The sequence below is a fragment of the Ancylobacter pratisalsi genome, assembly GCF_010669125.1.
Classification (GTDB): Bacteria; Pseudomonadota; Alphaproteobacteria; order Rhizobiales; family Xanthobacteraceae; genus Ancylobacter; species Ancylobacter pratisalsi.
The window spans coordinates 2,432,393-2,452,042 of record NZ_CP048630.1 but is presented as its reverse complement, the minus strand read 5'-3'; the positions used below and the strand labels follow the sequence as shown (position 1 = coordinate 2,452,042).

Below are 19,650 nucleotides of genomic sequence, written 5' to 3'. Positions count from 1 at the left end.
CAGCCACCTACGGAGCCTTTGATGTGGTCCGCGGGGCCTTTGCCGCCTCGACCAGCGCGACCAGTTCGGCTTCGAAGGCGGCGAGGACGAAAGTCTTGCTCCAGCGTTCTTCCGCGCGCTGTCGCGCGGCCACACCACACAGATGGCGCAGTTCGGCGTCATCCAGGAGCTCCGCCAAACCCCGCGCCAAGCCTTCCCCGCTGCCCGGTGGCACCACCTTGCCACAACCCTCGACCTCGATGCCAAGCGCCGTCTGGGGATCGGCCGTAACAACGATCGGACGGCCGGAGGCCAGCATGTTGGTGAGCTTGGACGGCATGACGAGATCAGCCGCGCCGGCGATCTGCGGAAGTAGATGCACCGTGGCGAGCGACAGCAGGTCGCCAAGTCGCTCCTTGGGCTGCAGATCGTGGAAAACGATGTTGGTCAGGCCAGAGGCCTGTCGTTCCAGATTGGCGCGGTTGGGGCCCTCGCCGCAGACGACGAAGGTGAGGTCACCCCGTTCGCGCAGCCGCTGCGCGGCCTCGACCACAATCTCTATCCCCTGCTTGTTGGCGATGTTCCCCGAATAGAGAGCGACGAAAGGAGTCGTGATGTTCCATTCCGCGCGGTAGGGCGAGGGAACGTCGGTCGGCGTAATCGCGTCGATGTCCGCCCAGTTTCGGAACTCGTAGACCGGCACGGACGGCCGGCAATTCAGAGTGATCTTGGCGCACATCTGCGGTGAGATGGAGCTGATCTTTCCGAAGCTGCCAGTCACCGCACGCTCGAAGCCGCGCGCCCAACGCGCGAGGCGCCCGCCCTCGCGGATCAGCCCGGTGGCGAAGGCCGCCTCAACCTCAAGGTCCTGAATATGCAGCCAGCTCGGTGACCTTGTAAGGGCCGCGGTCAACCGCGCCATCGGCGCAGCCACGAGTGAGGGCGCAACGGCCAGCACCACATCGGGCCGGAAGGATACCGCCTTGGCAAGCAAGGGCGGCAGCGAGGTTGCGGCGAAGCTGGCATGATGGATAAGCCGCTTCGCGCCGCTTGGCTGGGCCGGAATATAGTGCGGCACCCGTGTGATCTGCACGCCCCCACGCGTCTCGCTCTGATAGAGCCAGGCGCTATGGCCCTCGGCTATCTTCCAGGCCGGATAATAGGGCTGCCCACAGACCACATGTACTTCGTGGCCCCGCGCGACCAGCGCTTCCGCCATCTCGCTGGTATAGACGGCGATGCCGACCTTCTCCGGCGCGCAATTGAGCCCGTGGATGAGGATTTTCATGCGGCGACCGGCCCGGCCTTGTTCGCGAGAAACCACTCATAGGACCGACGCAGACCGTCCTCGAACCCGACCTTGGGCGCCCAGCCCATGCTTCGCAGTTTTTCGGCGCTCATCAGCTTGCGCGGCGTGCCGTCGGGCTTGGTGAGATCGTGCACGATCTCACCGTCGAAGCCGACCACCTCGCAGACGGTCTGCGTAGCTTCGAGGATGGTCATGTCATCACCAGAACCGACATTGACGTGTTCGTCGCCAGAGTAGTTCTTCAGCAGGAACACAAGCGCGTCCGCGCAGTCGTCGGCGTAGAGGAACTCCCGCCGGGGGCTTCCAGTACCCCACACCTCGATCGACGCGTCTCCCTTGGACTTCGCCTCGTGCGCCTTTCGGATCAGCGCCGGAATGACGTGGCTGGAGTTGAGGTCAAAATTGTCGCCGATTCCATAAAGGTTGGTCGGCATGGCCGAGATGTAATCGCGCCCATGCTGGCGACGATAGGCCTGGGCCAGCTTGATGCCGGAAATCTTGGCGATGGCATACCACTCATTCGTCGGTTCGAGCGGGCCGGTGAGTAGCGCATCCTCGGTGATAGGCTGCGCCGCCATCTTCGGGTAAATGCAGCTTGAGCCAAGGAAGAGGAAGCGGTTCACATCGTTGCGGTGCGCGGCCTCGAACAGGTTCGCCTCGATGATCAGGTTGTCATAGAGAAAATCGGCCGGGAACCGATCATTGGCGAGGATTCCGCCCACCTTCGCCGCCGCCATGACGATGGCGTCGGGCTTGGTGTCGGCGATGAAGGCCTCGACATCCGCCTGACGTTTCAAGTCGACGACGCTGCGGCCTGCCGTGATGATGTCGCACCCTTCGCTGGCCAGCCGCCGCACCACGGCACTCCCCACCATGCCGCCATGGCCGGCGACAAAGACACGCTTATTGACGATGGAGAAAACGTCGTCGCTCACAGAAAGATACTCCCAGGTCCGACGGGATAACGCTGGCGCTTTCCGCACGCCCGGTCGGCAGTGCCGGCCGCCCGCCGCAGCGCCAGCTTGAGCATGATCGGCGTCTTATAGTCGCCCTCCCGATTGGTGATCAATCGGAAGCACTCGCCCTGTCCGGCTGCCCATTGCGCGCCGAATGACGCGCATCGAACGGCGCGACGTGCCGGGAAGGGTTGGCCGGCCTTGTTGTGTCGAGAGCCTTGGCAGAGAAGACCAGAGGACGACGTAGGCTCCGGCGCGTTCATGCCGCCCCCATTTCAAATCACGGACCGAACTCAGCCCCCAAGCCTCTTACGCGTCCTTCATGACGGTGGCAGTCTGCATGACCTTCAGGTCCTCAAGCACCATCTCGCGGCACAGTTCGCGCACCGGCGTCTCGTGGGACCAGCCGAGCTTCGCGTGGGCCTTGGCCGGATTACCAATCAGGAGATCCACTTCGGTCGGACGGAAGTAACGCGGATCGACCTCAACCAGGCATGTGCCCGTCGCCCTATCGTAGCCTTTTTCGTCCACACCGCTGCCGCGCCATTCGAGCTCGATGCCGATATCCTCAAAGGCCCAGGAAACGAACTGACGCACGGGCGTGGTCTCTCCGGTGGCAAGCACGTAATCGTCGGGCTCGTCCTGCTGCAGCATCAGCCACATCCCGCGCACATATTCGCGTGCATGACCCCAGTCGCGCTTGGCGTCGAGATTGCCGAGGTAGAGCCGTCCCTGCTTGCCCAGCTTGATCGCCGCTGCGGCGCGGGTGATCTTGCGGGTGACGAAGGTCTCGCCACGCAGCGGGCTCTCATGGTTGAACAGAATGCCGTTCGAGGCGTGAATGCCGTAGGCCTCGCGATAGTTCACCACAATCCAGTAGGCGTAGAGCTTGGCCGCAGCATATGGCGAACGGGGATAAAAGGGCGTCGTCTCCGACTGGGGAACCTCTTGCACGAGGCCATACAGCTCGGAGGTTGAGGCCTGATAGAAGCGCGTCTTCTTTTCAAGCCCCAGAATCCGAATGGCTTCCAACAGCCTGAGCGTACCGATGGCGTCGGCATTGGCCGTGTATTCCGGAGTCTCGAACGAGACCTGCACATGGCTCTGGGCGGCAAGATTATAGATTTCGTCCGGCTGCGACTGCTGAACGATACGGATCAGGTTGGTCGAATCCGTCATATCGCCATAGTGCAGGACAAAACGTTGATTCGACTCATGCGGGTCCTGATAAATGCTCTCAATTCGCCCCGTATTGAATGATGACGATCGACGTTTCACGCCATGCACTACATAACCCTTGTCAAGGAGGAGCTGGGCCAGGTACGCACCGTCCTGGCCTGTAATCCCAGTCACAAGGGCCACTTTTTTATTGAGATCCATGAAACAGAAGTCCTCAAGAGCAAACACAATTTGAACGGCAGAGAGTTGGTTTCTATGCGGTCAGGCCGGATTTTCAGCTGAAATCCGGCCCGTCTTCGCGAGAACCGTTCTTGACCACATTCAACCTTACAACGTTAGTTCCTTGCATCAACGACGAACGCCTACATCACCGAACGATTAATAACGACAAATCAGAATAATATATCTGATTTAATATCATGAAATAATTGAGTTTCATTTATAATGCCATATGAAACAAAATTTGATCATGACGCCCTATGAAATTCGAGTAACTTTTATTATATCCATAAAATTCAGCATGAATATTAGTCGCGAACAGATGATATCATGGATTATGCCTATTAACCGCATTAAGTCTGAGCCACAATTGAGGCAATCGGCGCCCTTCGGCTGATAGATCCAGCAACGACGCGAGGTCACTGTTCGCCTCGACCGCCTTCTTCATCTTCCAAGCATCGGGAACCGCCGCCACTGCATCCATGCGGTGTGTCTTAACGAACCGTTCCATTATTCGATAGGTGAGGCCGGGACGTTTGTGTTCGTGCAACTCCACGATAATGTCCGCATCAGCAAGAGCGGGTATCACTACAGGATCAAGGAGAATGTCCTCGTATCCTTCGATATCCAGCAAAAGCAAAGGATGCTGAGATTCAGAAAGAATTTTCTGGAGAACAGAAGGCTCAGCAATGCCCGATATGGAAACGCGAGTATCGACACCGTTCAGATGAGCCAGCTCGGAGGCCATTTCCTGAGCCTGCTCATCGATATCAAAAGCGTCAACCTTGATCGTTGGGCATCTGGTCGCCATGCCAATCGCATAATAGCCTTCTGCGCAACCAACATCGACGAACCTGTCGTACCCGCCGTCGGCAGCGGCATGCTCGAACCACTCCGCGATCTCGCTCTCATATGAGCCGATGATTTTCGCGCAAAGAAGGCTTCCCGCCGAGCTGCGCGTGTAGCGCATGCCCGCAAAGGGGCCGCGCTGAACGATGAGAGGTATGCCGAGTTCGTCGAGCTTGGCGAGGCCTGCGTGGTTACGAAGTGCGACGGTTGCCGCGAGCGCCTTGGTCTGCTTTTTCGCCCGCTTGTCGCTCAATCCAAGAAAGGCGGCGGCATCCTTCGAAAGGCCATACATCAGCGGAGATATTAGATACATCCTCTCCGTCCACGTACGAGCCGATGCAGCACGGGCGAGAGATTTTCTAAATTCACTCATGAAAAGACCTTTTTCAGCAAGATTTACGTTCCCATTTAAGGATACTGCCTGCCACTAGGTTGTCGCGCGACGGTGCTTAGAGCCGGTAATAAGTGCTTCTTTCATCGAGTGAACCTATGAATACACCTGCCCAATGCGTCCGTTTGTGACAATCCGAATTTACTGGATGCTGTAACCAAGGCCCTTCGCCGTTTCACCGAGAATCTGCGCGGCCTCTTGCTTCTGGGCATCCGTCCACGAACGCCAGTTCTCGTGACTTCCGCTGATGCCACGAGTGCCAAGAACCATCGGATCTTCCAGACCCTGATTGTGGCTCTTCTCGTAAAAGGTCAGCATACCCGGCTCGAATTGCTCGCCCAGGAAAGTCAGCACCCGGGTCAGTTCGTCGGTCGGATTTGTGGTGAGCGTCTCGTAGCGCAGCCGAATGCAGCGATCGGGATGCGCGGCCTCGAACTCGTTCATCTTGGCGACGGAATCACGGACATAGGTGAGGTTGGAGGTGAACAGGTCCTCGATATCATTGAAGCGCCACTTACGCGCGACAAGCGAAAACACGATATCGTAGGGATGGCGCTGGATCAGCACGTAATACGGACGACCGCCAAACAAGCGGTCGATGCCCTCCGTCCACCAGACATATTGCGGTGTCTTGTCCGCCCAGCGCTCCTTGCCCTGAGTGAGACGGAATGCTTCATGCAGGCGCGATGCCGTCGCGGCGATATCCGCGCGCATGGCCTCGCGATCATAGCCAAATCCCTCATAGCCGCTGAAGGTCACTGGATCTTCCAGCATGCGGACATAGTGTTCAAGATAGAAGGTCTCGGGCGGACAGGCGATCTTCGAGTGGGAGTTGAACATGCGCCGCACCAAGCTGGTCCCAGAGCGATGAACCCCGATCAGAAAGATCGGATGCTCGCAAATGTTGTCGCTCCCGAGCAGGACCGGGCGTTCCTGGACAATGACGCGCGGTCTCAGGACGTAGGAAACCACGCGCTTTCCGTACCATTCCGCCAGCTTCAGCATCCCCATCCCCCGGTTAACACAATGCCCGTAAATATCATGCCCAATGTGCGGCGGCGCGCCGGGCCGGATTCGGCACCCGACTCGACGGCACCGGTCAGGGGGTAGCAGCCCAGCGTGCGGAAGCGAACCTGCTTGTCCTCAACCACGTCATCTTCACTGATGGGCCTATGCCCAGCCTCGCCCGTGTTCACCGTGCTGCTCCGCTCACCTGCCCGCCGCAGCGCCACGAAATACAGCGGCACGATGGAAACATCCTTGAGCAGGAGGTGCGGCCAGATAGGGCCTCGCCCAGCCCGAGATGTGCGCCGCAGGCTTTGGACAACTCCGGTCGCCGACCCATCGGGTCCCCGCTGCGATCTTCGTCGTGGAATGTAAAAATGGGCTCTCTGGCGCGCGACGTCGCGCGGTCACGCCACACACCATCGAACGCGGCAAGGAGGCGGTGTCGGGCGGGCTCCCGCCAAAGACGGGCCACCTTCCGAATGCGCGGATGAACAGAGAGGGCGACCTCACCAGAAAGAGTGCTTTCGCGGCCGGATCCAACGTCGCGGACGACTCTTTGCCGATGAAGTAGAGCGGTACCGCCCGCGCAAAGCGGGTCACAAGATCACGGAAAACCTGGGTCGAGTCAGCGTTCAACTGCGGAAGATGCGTGAGCGGCATCAACAACCCCAAAACAGCGCCACAGCGGAATGCCGCCCACCAAGAACACGACCATCAAATATGTGACGAGCGTTTTATTTAAGCACAAACACACACTCTTCAGCCGTGTCGCAGCGCATATCTAAAACTATCCAGTACAATCGACACTAGAAACAGCGCAATAGTGTACGTTTTACATTAGACGTGACACTCGACAGGGCACACAATCTGACTGAACCCCAGAATGGCGTTCTCAAGCCGCCCCGAAGTCATCGGTAGAGATAGCACGCACTCTGCTGCGCTGCAACGAAACAGCGCCCGCGACAGCACTGACCGGACGCCGCCATCGGTCAGGCTCGGAACGCATCGGGCGTGGCGCCATTGGACCCATCCGCGGACGGACAGGAAGGATCCGGGCCAGCGGAACAGGCGGGCAAGTTGGTCGGATCGGCGATGGGCGCCCCGACGCCGTCACTCGCGACGAAGAGCGCGTCGATTGCGCCGATAGGCAACCGCTCTCGTGGCTAAGGGAGACCGCTATCGTCAGCCCCATGTGCCACGGGTCAGTGGTTTGCTGCGGATGACGATCGCGATGTAACGCTGACGGTTGTCTCGGCGCTGGCGTGACGCGCGCCGTGACAGGAGATCCGGGCCGTCTGCCCCCTGTTCATCAAGAAAGCGACGTGCCTGCCTTTTCCCCCGCCAGCGCTCGAACGCCGCGATAAATCTGCTGCGCCGCATTGCCAGGGGTAAACCGACCCACCGTCTCAAGGCAGGCGTCTCCAGTAGCCCGCGCATCCGCGAACTGGTGCACCGCCTGCTCCATACGGTCACGCAGCGCCGCGATGTCGCCGCACGCGAACACGAAACCCGTCTCGCCCTCCCGGATGAGTTCCGGCACGCAACCGCAACGGTTACTGGCGACGACTGGGCAGCCGAAGGCCAGCGCCTCATTCACGACAAGGCCCCACGGTTCACTGCTGCTCGGCAGCGCCAGGCACGTCGCCCGGCGATACTGGTCCCACAGCGCCTCGCCTGACTGGGGGCCGGTGAACTGCGTGCGCTCGGCCACACCCAGCTGCTGCGCCAGTTGCCGTAGTCGCGCCTCTTCCGCTCCGCTGCCGACAATGACCAGCTCTGCCGAGGGATGGACCTCGACGAGCCCCGCGAAGGCCTGCAGCAAATCGTCAATTCTCTTCTCGACGGCGATCCGGCCGACGAAGAGAAATCGCGGCGTTTCAACGGGCGCCCGCAAGGCAGCGCGACGGGGAATTACCTCGTCTCGGCGATAGTCGTCCGGCAACCGAGCCGCCTGACAGTCGACGAACACACCCTCCGGTGGAGCCCCGTGATGGAGCGCCAGTTCCCTGCTGCGCTGGCCGTAGCAGAACACGCCCTGAACATTGGAGAAGATCAGCGTTTTGATGGTCGATTTCAGACGGCTGTAGGGATTATCCAGCAGCGTCGAATCACAGAACAGGCCGACCGTCTTTCCTCGCAGGCGAAGAATGAACTGCTGAGCCCAGTACTCCGGCTGGTCATAACCTGCCAGCACAATCACATCGGCCCGCGTACGAACCACGCGCTTCACGCAGGCCCACAACCGACGGAGACGGCCCGTCTCTTCATAGCTTTCATCGAATAACAGTTCGTAATTATATCTGTGCTCGGACCTGTCGATGGTCCCAAGCTTCTTTCGGCTACCGTCCGTCAGCGCAATCTGAAAGATATGAACCGAGTCGCCCTGCGCTCGCGCGAGGTCATCCAAGGCATTGAATATTTTGGCCTTGTAGGGCGACCAGAGAAGGTTATGCCAGATTTCGATTTTCAGCGTCATTCTTTTGCGACCGGCACGTCGCCCCTGAGTTCGATGTGCGAGGTATCAAGCACCAAAGCCCATTTCGCGGCGACAGGCCGCTCTTTCATGCGTCGATTATGCTGAGAGCGTCCTTTTTGGACGCGGCGTGTTGCTCTGCATAGAAGCGCCGGACCTCTGCCCTCGTGTCAGGTTGACCGATGCCATTCGCCCGGTCGGTTAGCCACAAACTGGCGGTGCCGATGAAGTCGGCCGCCTCGGCTATCACGCAACCATAGGCGCCGACCTGCCTCCCGATGCAGCCACGTCCATAGGCCACGATGAGGTTGCCCGCCGCCTGGGCCTCGAACAGCACGACCGGCTGTGCCTCGTTCTCATAGGTGGTCGGGAAGATGAAGACATCGATTTCCTCATAGAAATCGCGCTTCTGCGGCCCGTAAAGCGGGCCGCGATAGTCGAGCCGCGTGCCCAGCACGGCGCGCGCCTGTTCGATCCGGGCGCGGTCGGCCTCTGCGGCTACCGGGCCGGCAAGAATGCCGCGCACAGGCACTCCCTGGCCCGCGAGCGTCTCAAGCAGGTCAAGAAAGAGATAGAGGCCTTTCTCCCGGCTTAGATTACTGAGATGGCCGAGCACCAGCGTGCCGTCCGAATCCCGCCGCCCGGGAATGTCGGTCGGCGGCGGCAGGAAGGCGGCATTGCTGACGATGGTGGAGGTGATGCCCGCCCCATAACGCGCGATGAACATGTCGCGCATGCTCTCGCACAGGAAGACATGTCGCAGCGACCGCCCGCCGAGCCCAACGACAATCCGCATCAGCAGACGCTTGGTCGTGATGTAATTGAAGCTGTGGTGATGCAGGATTGCCCGCCTCCCGGCGAAGCGCGCCGCCGCAAGGAAGAGGATGGTGAAGACCAGCCCCAGCCCCCCGTCGCACGCGATGTAGCACACCCTGTCCTGCGTGCGCGGTCCCCTGAGCACCGCGGCGGCCGCACCAAGACTCCTCGTCACGCGGCTCAGCGCCCCCTTGAGACCGCTACGGTCCGGCGGCTTGGCGATGTTGAAGGTTGTAACGGCGATATCTTCACGTGTCTTCAGCACGTCCACGACGCAGGCGGTGATGAAGGAGAAGCCATGTACCGGCGGCGGTAGTTGGCCGATAATGTCGACGCGGATCCGCCCCTCCGCCAATGTACTATTATCCGCCCGCTGGGCCGGCGGACGCGACTTGAGCGGCACCGCCGGAGTGCCTGCGACAATCATAGCCGCGGGAACATCCGTGGTCACCGTGCTCGTCGCCGCCACAATGGCGCCGCGCCCCACGCGCACACCCGGCGCGACGAAACACCCGGTGGCGATCCAGGCTTCCGGCTCGATGATGATGGGCTTGGTGATGAGCGGAAAGCTCATGTCCTTGTAGTCATGACTGCCGGCGCAGAGATAGCTGCGCTGCGAGACCACCGCATCATGGCCAATCTGAATCGGACCAAGGCTGTAGATCTCGACATCGTCACCAATCCAGCAGCGATCCTCCAGGATCACCTTCCAGGGATAGGTCACGCGCGCCGTGGAGCGGATCAGCACGCCGACGCCCACCTGCGCCCCGAAGAGCCGCAGCAGAAAGCGGCGCCAGCCATAGGCCGGCTGCGGCGAGAGGCGAAACAGGGTGGCCTGGGTCAACTGCCAGAGCAGCACGATGACTCCCGAGCGCCCCCGAAAGCCGGGCGGCACGCGGAAACTGGCGAGGTCCTGATACAGGTGATCTTTCGGCGGCGACATGGTGGGAGCTCTCGGCAGGCCAATAAATTCCGGGCAATCGAACGGCGTCAGAGGCTCGCGCGCATGATGGACCCCGCCGGAAGAAACGGCGACCTTCGGGCTGGCGCCCCGCCGACGCCCGCGCCTCGTAGGTTAACCCCACGGCCACGCCTGTCCCGGCTTGTCGATGTCATCTGACGCTCCTTGAACACGCAGCCAAATCCCGCCACCCGTCCGTTTGCATGTCGAAACCCGAAGGATCTCAGCATCGCCCTGGCTGCCGCTGGGCCGTGACAGGTGGTGGCGCCGAACACGGCATGCCTGCTCGCCCCGCCAGAACATCGGAGCGTATCCTGCTCCTGCAGTGCAGCAAATATCACGCCAGATAATGGGTGTACATGCAGGCTGGCGCCCCACGTACGTGGATCAGTCAACGCAGCAGCACCAATCCGGCTCCATTCCTCTGGGCGTGCTAAGCTCATAGGCAGGTTAATGAGCTGGCGCCGCGAAAAACGCCTTGCACTGCGAAAGACGGATTAGCTACTTCTACGGCGCTCGGCTCGGCGCATTGCGGCTCGGCGACCGGAGTGGGGGAAGACGTTGCTGCATCGGTTGGGGGCGCCCATACGCGACATATGCTCGGTGAAGGCCATCACCGGGCCTGGGTCATATCGCCTGATATTGGCCTCGATTGTTGTCGTGCACCATTTCTCGCGTCTGGCACTCGGCCACATGGCGGTGATGCTGTTCTTCATCCTCAGCGGCTACTGGATCGCCAGGATGTGGACGGAAAAGTACTCCAAAGGCCGCAATCCCTACCGGACGTTCATTCTGTCCCGCCTGATGCGCCTGCTTCCCGCGTTCTGGCTGATAAACCTCATTACCCTTCTGGCCCTCTGGTTTGTCGACGCGTCCCAACTCGTCCCCATGGATACCTATCTGGCCGCGGCCCATGCCATCATCTCGAACATATTCCTGATCGGCTATGAGTCCTTGAGCACGCATCCGCTCGGATCGGCGTGGTCACTGGACATCGAGATGCAGTTCTATATCGCCGCGCCTCTCGTCGTTGCCGCCGTCTTCAGGCAGCCACTGCTCGGGCTGGCGGGCGCCTTGGTGATTTCCATCGGCAGCTACGCCCTTTTTGACGAGTCACTCTTCACGACTTTCCTGCTCTTCTTCTCGCTGGGAATAGCGGCCTATCGGCTGAACTGGCGACCTTCGGACCGGCTTGCGGCAGCCTCAGCCTTTCTGGGCGTTGCCGTCCTTCTGGCCATACTCGCCACGCCGGGCCTGCGCGACACGCTTCTTGGCGGCACACAGCGCAAACCGGCCTTCGAGTATGTCACGCTGGTCAACAACATTCTGGCGATAATTCTGATACCGGCGACCCTGGCCACCGTGTACCGCAGGGGCGGACGGCTCGATTCGATGTACGGGGACCTGTCGTACATTGTCTATCTGCTTCACTGGACACCGGTCGTCATCGTCAGTCTGTATGTCGGCAACCTTCCTCCGACAGCCCGCCTTCCCTATGTGGCGCTCGCCTTCGTACTCACCTATCTGGGCTCCTGGGTGATCTGGATCGGCTTCGATCATCCGTTGCATGCGGTGCGCGCTTCCGTCGTCAACAAGCTGCTGAAACAGCCTGTCGCGGTGCCGCCACGCGCAACGTCAGGGAGTTCGGGGTAATGCGCCCATGTCGTGCAATGCCCCGCTCGGATGATCGCGGACAGCGTGGATCGCGACATGGGCAGTGAGCCGCGACGGCTCCGCATCTGGCACCAATGCAGTGCCGATGCGGCAAGTTAGCGACGATCGGGACAGACCGATCGCAGTGATGACGTCTCCGCTCGCAAAGCCCAGGCTTCACGAACGCAAGGAACCAGGCCCTATGAAGATCGCAATCTACTCGTCCCATTTCCGTCCGAGTATCGGCGGTATGGAAGCGATCGCGGAAATGCTGGCCGAGGAGTTCCAGCGGTGCGGCCACGAGGTCGTCGTGCTCACCGAAACGACCTATGACGGGAAGGACGAGTTCCCGTTTCCTGTCATGCGCCATCCGTCCCGCATGGCGCTTCTCGCCGCCTGCCGTCGATGCGATGTGATTCTGGCGATGCCGCTGGCGCTGCACAGCCTGCCAATTCTCTTGGCCTCTGGCCGCCCGGTCTTCATCCGTCATCCCAGCCCGCTGGGCAATGACGCCAGGCTCCGGCCCGTCGATCGATTGAAGCGCTTTGTCGCCCGGTTCACCAATAATATCGTCCAGAGCCGTTACATGGCCTCGGTCGTTCGCAACGCCGTCATCATCCGCAACCCCTACGACGACAAGACCTTCTTCACCTCGGACATGCCTCGTTCGACCGACCTCCTCTTTGTCGGCCGCCTGTCGCCGGTCAAAGGCTGCGACACCCTGATCGAGGCATTCGCAGGGGTCGCCGACGAGTTTCCCGAAGTTCGTCTCAACATCGTTGGTGTCGGTGATTTCAGGGACACACTCGAGCAACTTGTCGCCCAGCACGAGCTTTCGACACGTGTGACGTTCATGGGTCCCAAGAGAGGCGATGAACTTGCCGAGATCATGCGCCGGCACAAGGTCTTGGTAGTGCCGTCGCGCTACCACGAGCCCTTCGGCATTGTAGCCCTGGAAGGGCTCGGCTGCGGGTGCCTCCCGATCGTCTCCCGGCACGGCGGGCTCGTCGACGCGATCGGGCCGCACGGCCTCACATTTGAAAATGGCGACGCCGACGATCTTGAGCGATGCCTGCGGCGGGTTCTGCAGGAACCGGGGCTCAGTGCCGAATTGCTTCAAGGCGTCGAGGGTCATTTGAGAGAGCATGAAAAAAACCCCGTCGCCCAGCGCTATCTCGATGTGCTTTCCGAACGGGTCAAGCAGTGACGGCCGCGCGCCGACGGCCACGATCCGCCTGTTCCACCCAACTGGTCGCCCTGCCACGCCATGAGTCTTGAACGCGGATCGCTCCAGCATCGGGTGAAGAGGTTCGCGGATCTTCTCCAGCTCCGGCTGTCGCACATCGCGGGCTATCTCGCGGGCGGAATGGCTGCCCGCGGCATCGACCTCGTGACAGCCCTGCTGATCATTCACCACCTCACCCCGGAGAAGTACGCGGTATACGCCACAGTCGTAGGGACGTCGCCGATCTATTCGATTATTTTCGTCTCGGGCATTTTGCCAATCTACATGTCCATTATTGGCCAGCATTCCGATGAAACCGCCAAGATAATCGCGCTGCGGCAGCATGCCAGACGCCTCATTCTCCGAGAAAACTGGTGGACCTACCTCGTCGCCGCGATTGTCTGCTCGATACTCCTGGGACGACTGACGCCCTCCATTCTCGACATCTTTATCGGCGTCATCATCATCATGATGTCGTGCGCCATCGGCTCGCTTATGCGGATCGAGGAAGTTTCGCTTCGGATTACCGGCCGGCAGCTCGTCATTGTCTACGGCTCCTTCCTGCAGTCCTTCATCCGAGTCGCAGGACTTGGATTTCTGCTCTTGGGCGATGAAGCCATTTATTTCCTGCTCGCGACGACGGTGGTTGGGCTCCTTGGCAATTTGCTGCTCATATCGCGGAGTCTCGACCGCAGCTTCGGATCGGTGCCCGCCGACGCCAGCCTTGTCGCCGAAATGACCGATCGCAGCCGTGGCATGCGCCGCAACAGCCTGCCGGTGGATTCGTTCCAGGCGGCGACCGGCCAGTTCTATTATTGGGTGCTGGCCTTCTTCGTTGGACCCGTCGGCGTCGCCGGTTTTGCCGCCATCGCCCGGCTGGGCCAAACTCTCTATCCGGTAACCGTGTTGCTGCAGGGGTTTCTCATACCCGGGTTCGCACGCCTGCGTTCCCAGCATGATCTCCAGAAATACTTCTTCGCCCTTGTCGTCGCGGTCGGCCTGGTGCTGCTGCCGATCGTTGTCGTTTGCTATCTCTTTCCGAGCTACGTTCTGCTGCTGATCGGCCCGGACTACAGCAATTTGGGGCTCGCCCTCAAACTCTACGCCGCCGGCCTCGTCCTGCATCAGATGAGCGAATTCGCCGACGGCCTGCTGCGCAGCCGTGGCCAGATCATGAAGGCGTGGATCACGATACCGATCGACGCTGTGGCCTTCCTTGCGCCCATCCTGATCTTCGGCGGCAGCAGCGTCGCCCAGGTCGCGCTCGCATTTGTTTTCATCAGCACCACCAGACTGATCAAGTTCGCCTTGATGGGCCTCGTGATCTTCCGCAAGCGGCGCGTATGAAATTTACGGTGGCGATCATATGTCGGACTACAAAGTAGGCGTTTTCCATCCTGGAACACAGCATTCGTGGCAGACCTCGCGCGCCTTGCAGGAGGCTGACCGGCTGGCCTGGTACAAAACCAGCATTTTCTACCTCCAGGATCGCTGGCCCTATAAGGGGGTGAGATACCTCCCCAAATCCGCCCGCGCCTCAATCGAGCCGGAGCTGATGCGGCTCTACCATCCAGCATTGGATCCGAGCCTGATCCACACCGCCGGCTGGGAGAGCTGGGGGATGCGGATCTTCAATCGGCTGGGCTATCCCAGACTGGGGATGCGCTTCATGAGGCGGGGCGACCGGCGTTTTCCCAGCTCGGTGATCAAGCTGATGGATCGACAGCCCGTACAGGCGATCTGGGGCTACAACAACGCATCCCTTGCCGCCTTCCGGGCCGCAAAAAAGCGAAACATCATCACGATTCTTGATCAGACAATCGGCCATCCGGAAGTTTACAACCGGATCATGACTGAGGTTTACGAAAAGTACCCTGAATTTTTCATTTCACAGAACTTCAAGATCAACCAGGAGACGATCGACAATCTGATACAGGAGCATGCGCTCGCGGATGTCATACTGAATGGATCGGATTTTTGCGCCTCGACACTTCTCCAGGTGGGTGCGAATTCACCAAGTCCGGAAAAGGTCCGCGTCTTGCCCTACTGCTATGACGAGGCGAGGTTCTCGCAGAGCCCGCCGCACGCGAAGGTTCAGGGAAGGCCGGTGAACTTCCTCTTTCTGGGCCAGGCCGGACCGCGCAAGGGCTTTCATCTCGTTCTCAAGGCCTTCGAGCGCATCCCCGCATCGGCGGCCACGTTGACGGTCGTTGGCGATCTCCACGTCCCCAAGGCCACCTTTGCCAGATATGCGGACCGGATCACGTGGAAACACACCGTCTCGCGCTCAGAGGTCCCCTCGATCATGCGCGACGCTGATTGCCTCCTGTTTCCTTCCTATTTCGAGGGCTCGGCAATCTCGATCCTGGAAGCATTGGCTTGCGGCCTTCCGATCATCCAGTCGCGCAACACTGGCGTGGTCGTGGATGATGCGTTCGGCCTTTTGCTGAAGGAACTGACGGAAGACGAGCTGTACGAGAAAATGATGACCGTCATCGACAATCCCGCCATCCTCGAAGGATGGTCCGTCGAAGCGCTGGCGCGGGCGAAGAACTTCACCTTTCGGAACTACAAGCAGAATGTTCTTCAGTTGGTGGAGAGCCTGGCGGGGACGGCGTGATCCGAACGATCATGCTCGGTCCGGCGTGATCTGACACGCCTCCTCACCAGCGAAGAGCCCACTCTCGCGGTGGCGTCGGGGCGGTCGGCGAACGTCTCGGCGGCATGAGGCTCGCGAATTTTCCCAATTCGGTAGAGTCCGCCCGTCACGGGAGACCGACGGATGAACCGCTCGTCCCTCTCGGGAAAAGGATTGGACGCCAGAGAAGCGGAGGATGGGCGCGAGGACCGCCGATGTTCGCCGCAAGCACAGGCTCTCCGCCGCCCGTCGCTGGCCTGTTAACGCGCTCCGTCCATGTCAGCCTTAGGCGCCAGCGGTGTCGGCGCGCGGCATGCACGCGGGCGCTCGGCACGAAGCCGCCCATGACGCGGCGTGAGGAGGCCGGCTACAGCTGCACGCTCCGCCTTGCTGCATGCCCGTGGGAATAGGGGCCCCACTTGATACTAATCGCCCAAGCCTGCACCAGCGCGACTGGAAGCAGGAAGAACAATGGAAACTTAACCAGCGTCAGCAGGGCGCCGTCGCGGAACCACTGGACGGATAGCGGGAGCAGGAGAAAATAATAGCAGGTGTGGAAGACGTTCTGCGCCGAGTTGACGTACCACCGGTAAATTCCACCCCAGATGGCTCCGCCCATCGCGCACCAGAAGACAACTCCGATTATTCCCAATCCCTGCCATCCGGCGCCGGGCAATGACCAGGACATGCCAATGGGCCGTCCATAGTCAAACAGATTGTAAAATTCGATCGGCGAGCCGTTCGGCTTTCCTGTCCACAGAACACGTGGGATTGGAGCTATGAATATCTCCAGGGCATCAACGAAATAATTATATGTCCCCGTAAGATCCGGGACCGTTCTAACCAGATACTGCAAATACTCCAGATTTGCAAAATCCATAGAGTACATGAAGCCTTGTTGCTTTTCTTCATCAGGAGCCTGAACAAGCAGAGAGTTTTCAGTCGGGTAAATCATCTCAATGAAAACGCGGCGATTTTCACCGATCGACTTGAACACGAACAGCATCAATATCGCAGGGATGATGAATTTCGGCGTCACCCAACGACGATGACGATCATAGAGATAGAACAGGACGAGACTGATCGAAATCATAACGAAGGAGAAGCGCCCGCCACCCACTGCCATGCGCAGCCCGAAAAAGACGAGGAACGGGATCAAACTCCACAACCGGAACCGGCACGACCAGGCGATGATGCAGGCAAAGGCGCCGAGCATCATGTTGGCGTCGAAAACGTAGCCCGCGACTTCGGTCTGGGTATAACGCTCGCCAAGCGCTCGGTAGGCCTGAACGATCTCCGACGGATCCTGCAGCTTCCGGCCGATCACATAGCTGAACGAGTAGGCGATGAGCGGGGCGCAGAGCAGCAGCATCGTGACCGCCCCCCAGAACGGACGCCTCTGGAGCGCCAGCTGCTCCCTGGTCGGAAATCGGAAAGGTTGCCGACCGACAAAAAGAACCGCGGCCATGAAGCATATGAACCCGAGATTGGCTATCAACAAACTCAGAAGTTTGACATTGTCCGTCGGCCAGAACAGATACAGTTCATAAATCTTGTCGATGTCCCACCAGTATTGGAAAAGCGGACGAACGGCAAAACAAAGTCCGTGGAACACCAAATAGTACGTGGCAGGGTGAAAAATAGACGCGCACGGCAGCTTTAAATAGAGAATGCACACGCCAACCCAGAAGGCGAAACCCAGAATCAGGGCAAACTCATACATACCTAGCTAACCTTATCCGTCGTTTCGGTAATGCCAACGACACAGACGCGGCGGCTTGATCAGGAACGATGCGCCCAGGAAGCCCGAAACCTCATCCCTGAGAAGACGCGCTCACGGTTGCACCTACGTCCTTCGCTGCCCCGGGGGTCGCGCCGGCGCCATGAGTGGTGTCCATTCCGTCAGCCATAGCATGCCGACATTATCGATCCAACGAGATCCTAGGCGGCTGCCGAACGGGTACGGGTTGCGAGGAGAGACCGACCTTCAGGTCGGTATTGAGCTCGCTCTTGCGGTTGGATCTTACGGGCCCGACGGAGGAGGCAGAAGGATCATGCGGCCTCCTGTGGCATGGCGCGACAATCGATACCGTCACGCTTTGAATAGGGCGCGGTCGACAGCTTTACCGGCGGGCCCCCGAGCAGAGCCCGGCGCCAATGCCATCCCGAACGGCCACAGAAAGAGAGCCGCGCGCCCATCTGCATCGGGCAGTCATTCGATTCCTTTACGTCATGCAGCCTTACGGCAATGGAGCCGGGCCAAGAGGGGCGTCTCCGGGACGCCGTCCTGATTAAGGCCATTTTATCGCCGTATGCCCGGTGGGCTGTATTATCCGCCACGACTGAAAGCATCACCGCGATTGGCATCACCTCCAGACGCGCGTGTACGGCGAGGAGAGACACCGGATGCGACGACTCTTGGGCCCAATTTCCGCGTTGTTGATGTGTATTCTCACCATAACTTCAGTCGAGGCCCGAGATTACCCGAACGTTCCACGACTTGTCTTCGCCCATTACATGCTTTGTTGCCCGATGACCGCGACGCCGACGGTCGAGGATTTCCGCGAAGAGATAAGGCTGGCGAAATCGGCGGGTATTGATGGATTCGCCGTCAACATAGGTTCGTGGACAGGTCAGCCGGTCTATCAGGCCCGTGGGCAGTTGCTCTATGAGGCCGCCAGGCTGGAGGGAGACTTCAAGCTGTTCCTGTCGCTGGACACTCCCCCTGTCGACGAGGCCGTCACCGCAGTGAAGGAAATGGCCGACCAGCCGGCCAGCCTTCGCGTTGACGGCAAACTGGTGGTCTCTACCTTTGGCGGCCCGCCCGAATGGTCGGCCCTTTTGCGCGAAGCCCTGACAGACGAAAAAATCGACATGTTCTACGTCCCCAACAGCGGATACTGGGGCCGGAAACTCGCCTCGCGCGCGCAAATGAAATTCTGGGGCGGCGATCCCGCGATACCGAATGCAACTGCCGCGCTCAGCGACATCCCCATGGACGGGTATTTCTATTTTGGAGCCGACCGCGATTTCAATGAGTTGGCGACGAGCATCAGCTCGATAAGCCAAATAATGCACGCCTCCGGAAAAATATTCATGGCCGGAGTGTCGCCCTATTATCGTGGCATCATGAGCAATGCACGAATGTTCGATGGCCGCGGCTTTGAAGGCATGCAGAAGCAATGGATGGCGGCTATCGAATCAAAATCCGATTGGGTCGAGATTGTTACATGGAACGACTGGAATGAATCCACCTACATTGCGGAAACACCCAACTGGAAATACCCGGACAGCTTTTCGGAAAAACCACTTCTTCTGGATCATTCAGGATTCCGAAAAGCCAGCGAATATTACATTAAATGGTTCAAGACGGGAGCTCCGCCCCCGATAACCCAGGATCGGGTCATCTATTTCTACGTGCCTCACATGAATTCAGCCTTGGGAGTCATCTCCCCAAAGACCGGCGAACGCGGTCGCCCCAGGCGATCGGAGACACTGGAGGATAAGATCTACTTTACCGCGTTCTTGACGGCGCCGATCACCTTGACCGTGCGTATTGGTGAGACGACCAGCGAGCTCAGCCTTCCTGCCGGCGTCACCAATGTGAGCGTGCCAAAGGAAACAGGCGACGTCGATGTCGACATCCGGCGCGAGGGCGCCGAGCTGACCAAAGCGGAGCTTCCCTTCCCGGTCACTGACGATGGAGCCTTCGCCAACTTCAATTATCAAACGGGCGAGCTCAATCTCACCGCCCCTTGAGGGGACCCCTCATCTTCCGGCGGCTTCATGACCCGTGCGCGCGGGCTCGTGGTGCTGCGCTTGCCAAGATACCGTCACAGCTTCCACACCCGATGCAGGCATCCTCGGGGATCACGCCTTGAAACCATCCGGCGATGCCAGCTAGATGGTTTTGCTGGAGTGTCCTGATAGGGGTGGGCCTTTGGCGTCGGCGACAGGTATCGCCGGCTTGGTCGGGTGAATAAGGTCTCTCGCG

Annotated in this window: 13 protein-coding genes; 5 read left to right on the top strand and 8 right to left on the bottom strand. The window is 59.8% G+C overall.

The genetic code is table 11. The annotated features are described in order from the left end of the window. Positions 1–7: 7 nt before the first annotated feature. The 7 genes from G3A50_RS11555 to G3A50_RS11525 all read right to left on the bottom strand — a co-directional run bounded on the left by G3A50_RS11555 (position 8) and on the right by G3A50_RS11525 (position 10,122). Complete coding sequence (locus G3A50_RS11555) at positions 8–1,267, bottom strand: WcaI family glycosyltransferase (RefSeq protein WP_163075419.1); 1,260 nt, start codon at positions 1,265–1,267, stop codon at positions 8–10. After that, positions 1,264–2,223: a GDP-L-fucose synthase gene (gene fcl, locus G3A50_RS11550; RefSeq protein ID WP_281355806.1), complete on the bottom strand. Its 960-nt coding sequence runs from the start codon at positions 2,221–2,223 to the stop codon at positions 1,264–1,266. Before fcl ends, G3A50_RS11555 begins: the two co-directional genes overlap by 4 nt. Before the next feature lie 330 nt (positions 2,224–2,553). Beyond that, the gene (gene gmd / locus G3A50_RS11545) at positions 2,554–3,624 is read right to left on the bottom strand and encodes a GDP-mannose 4,6-dehydratase (protein ID WP_163075418.1); all 1,071 of its coding nucleotides are present in this window, start codon (positions 3,622–3,624) and stop codon (positions 2,554–2,556) included. 346 nt (positions 3,625–3,970) lie between these two features. Continuing rightward, entirely contained in the window at positions 3,971–4,864 is an 894-nt protein-coding gene (locus G3A50_RS11540; protein WP_210255129.1) for a class I SAM-dependent methyltransferase, read from the bottom strand. 159 nt (positions 4,865–5,023) lie between these two features. Beyond that, a complete protein-coding gene (locus G3A50_RS11535) occupies positions 5,024–5,887 on the bottom strand; it encodes a sulfotransferase family protein (protein ID WP_163075416.1) in 864 nt (287 codons plus the stop codon). Between the two features lie 1,312 nt (positions 5,888–7,199). After that, entirely contained in the window at positions 7,200–8,366 is a 1,167-nt protein-coding gene (locus G3A50_RS11530; protein ID WP_163075415.1) for a glycosyltransferase, read from the bottom strand. A gap of 85 nt (positions 8,367–8,451) precedes the next feature. Further along, positions 8,452–10,122, bottom strand: a complete 1,671-nt coding sequence (locus tag G3A50_RS11525) for a WcaF family extracellular polysaccharide biosynthesis acetyltransferase (protein WP_163075414.1) — start codon at positions 10,120–10,122, stop codon at positions 8,452–8,454. Positions 10,123–10,743: 621 nt separating this feature from the next. Between G3A50_RS11525 and G3A50_RS11520 the strand changes: the two genes are divergently transcribed. The 4 genes from G3A50_RS11520 to G3A50_RS11505 all read left to right on the top strand — a co-directional run bounded on the left by G3A50_RS11520 (position 10,744) and on the right by G3A50_RS11505 (position 15,638). Next, positions 10,744–11,793: an acyltransferase family protein gene (locus G3A50_RS11520; protein WP_163075413.1), complete on the top strand. Its 1,050-nt coding sequence runs from the start codon at positions 10,744–10,746 to the stop codon at positions 11,791–11,793. A gap of 202 nt (positions 11,794–11,995) precedes the next feature. Beyond that, positions 11,996–13,000, top strand: a complete 1,005-nt coding sequence (locus tag G3A50_RS11515) for a glycosyltransferase family 4 protein (RefSeq protein ID WP_163075412.1) — start codon at positions 11,996–11,998, stop codon at positions 12,998–13,000. Between the two features lie 60 nt (positions 13,001–13,060). Then, on the top strand, positions 13,061–14,365 hold the full coding sequence (locus G3A50_RS11510; RefSeq protein WP_163075411.1) for a polysaccharide biosynthesis protein: 1,305 nt from the start codon (positions 13,061–13,063) through the stop codon (positions 14,363–14,365). A 19-nt stretch (positions 14,366–14,384) separates the two neighbouring features. Then, positions 14,385–15,638 carry a glycosyltransferase family 4 protein gene (locus tag G3A50_RS11505; protein WP_163075410.1) on the top strand — a complete coding sequence of 418 codons (1,254 nt, stop codon included), beginning with the start codon at positions 14,385–14,387 and terminating at the stop codon, positions 15,636–15,638. A gap of 385 nt (positions 15,639–16,023) precedes the next feature. Here the strand turns inward: G3A50_RS11505 and G3A50_RS11500 are convergent, their stop codons facing one another. Further along, the gene (locus G3A50_RS11500; RefSeq protein WP_163075409.1) at positions 16,024–17,379 is read right to left on the bottom strand and encodes an oligosaccharide repeat unit polymerase; all 1,356 of its coding nucleotides are present in this window, start codon (positions 17,377–17,379) and stop codon (positions 16,024–16,026) included. Between the two features lie 683 nt (positions 17,380–18,062). On the opposite strand from G3A50_RS11500, the gene G3A50_RS11495 reads away from it, so the two are divergent. After that, entirely contained in the window at positions 18,063–19,415 is a 1,353-nt protein-coding gene (locus G3A50_RS11495) for an endo-1,3-alpha-glucanase family glycosylhydrolase (RefSeq protein WP_163075408.1), read from the top strand. Positions 19,416–19,650 lie beyond the last annotated feature (235 nt).

Coding starts and splice junctions, on each gene's coding strand:
- G3A50_RS11530 (WP_163075415.1), bottom strand. CDS start 8,366: ATGACGCTGAAAATCGAAATCTGGCATAACCTTCTCTGGTCGCCCTAC.
- G3A50_RS11510 (WP_163075411.1), top strand. CDS start 13,061: ATGAGTCTTGAACGCGGATCGCTCCAGCATCGGGTGAAGAGGTTCGCG.
- G3A50_RS11535 (WP_163075416.1), bottom strand. CDS start 5,887: ATGCTGAAGCTGGCGGAATGGTACGGAAAGCGCGTGGTTTCCTACGTC.
- G3A50_RS11540 (WP_210255129.1), bottom strand. CDS start 4,864: ATGAGTGAATTTAGAAAATCTCTCGCCCGTGCTGCATCGGCTCGTACG.
- G3A50_RS11495 (WP_163075408.1), top strand. CDS start 18,063: ATGCGACGACTCTTGGGCCCAATTTCCGCGTTGTTGATGTGTATTCTC.
- G3A50_RS11555 (WP_163075419.1), bottom strand. CDS start 1,267: ATGAAAATCCTCATCCACGGGCTCAATTGCGCGCCGGAGAAGGTCGGC.
- G3A50_RS11525 (WP_163075414.1), bottom strand. CDS start 10,122: ATGTCGCCGCCGAAAGATCACCTGTATCAGGACCTCGCCAGTTTCCGC.
- G3A50_RS11505 (WP_163075410.1), top strand. CDS start 14,385: ATGTCGGACTACAAAGTAGGCGTTTTCCATCCTGGAACACAGCATTCG.
- G3A50_RS11500 (WP_163075409.1), bottom strand. CDS start 17,379: ATGTATGAGTTTGCCCTGATTCTGGGTTTCGCCTTCTGGGTTGGCGTG.
- gmd (WP_163075418.1), bottom strand. CDS start 3,624: ATGGATCTCAATAAAAAAGTGGCCCTTGTGACTGGGATTACAGGCCAG.
- G3A50_RS11515 (WP_163075412.1), top strand. CDS start 11,996: ATGAAGATCGCAATCTACTCGTCCCATTTCCGTCCGAGTATCGGCGGT.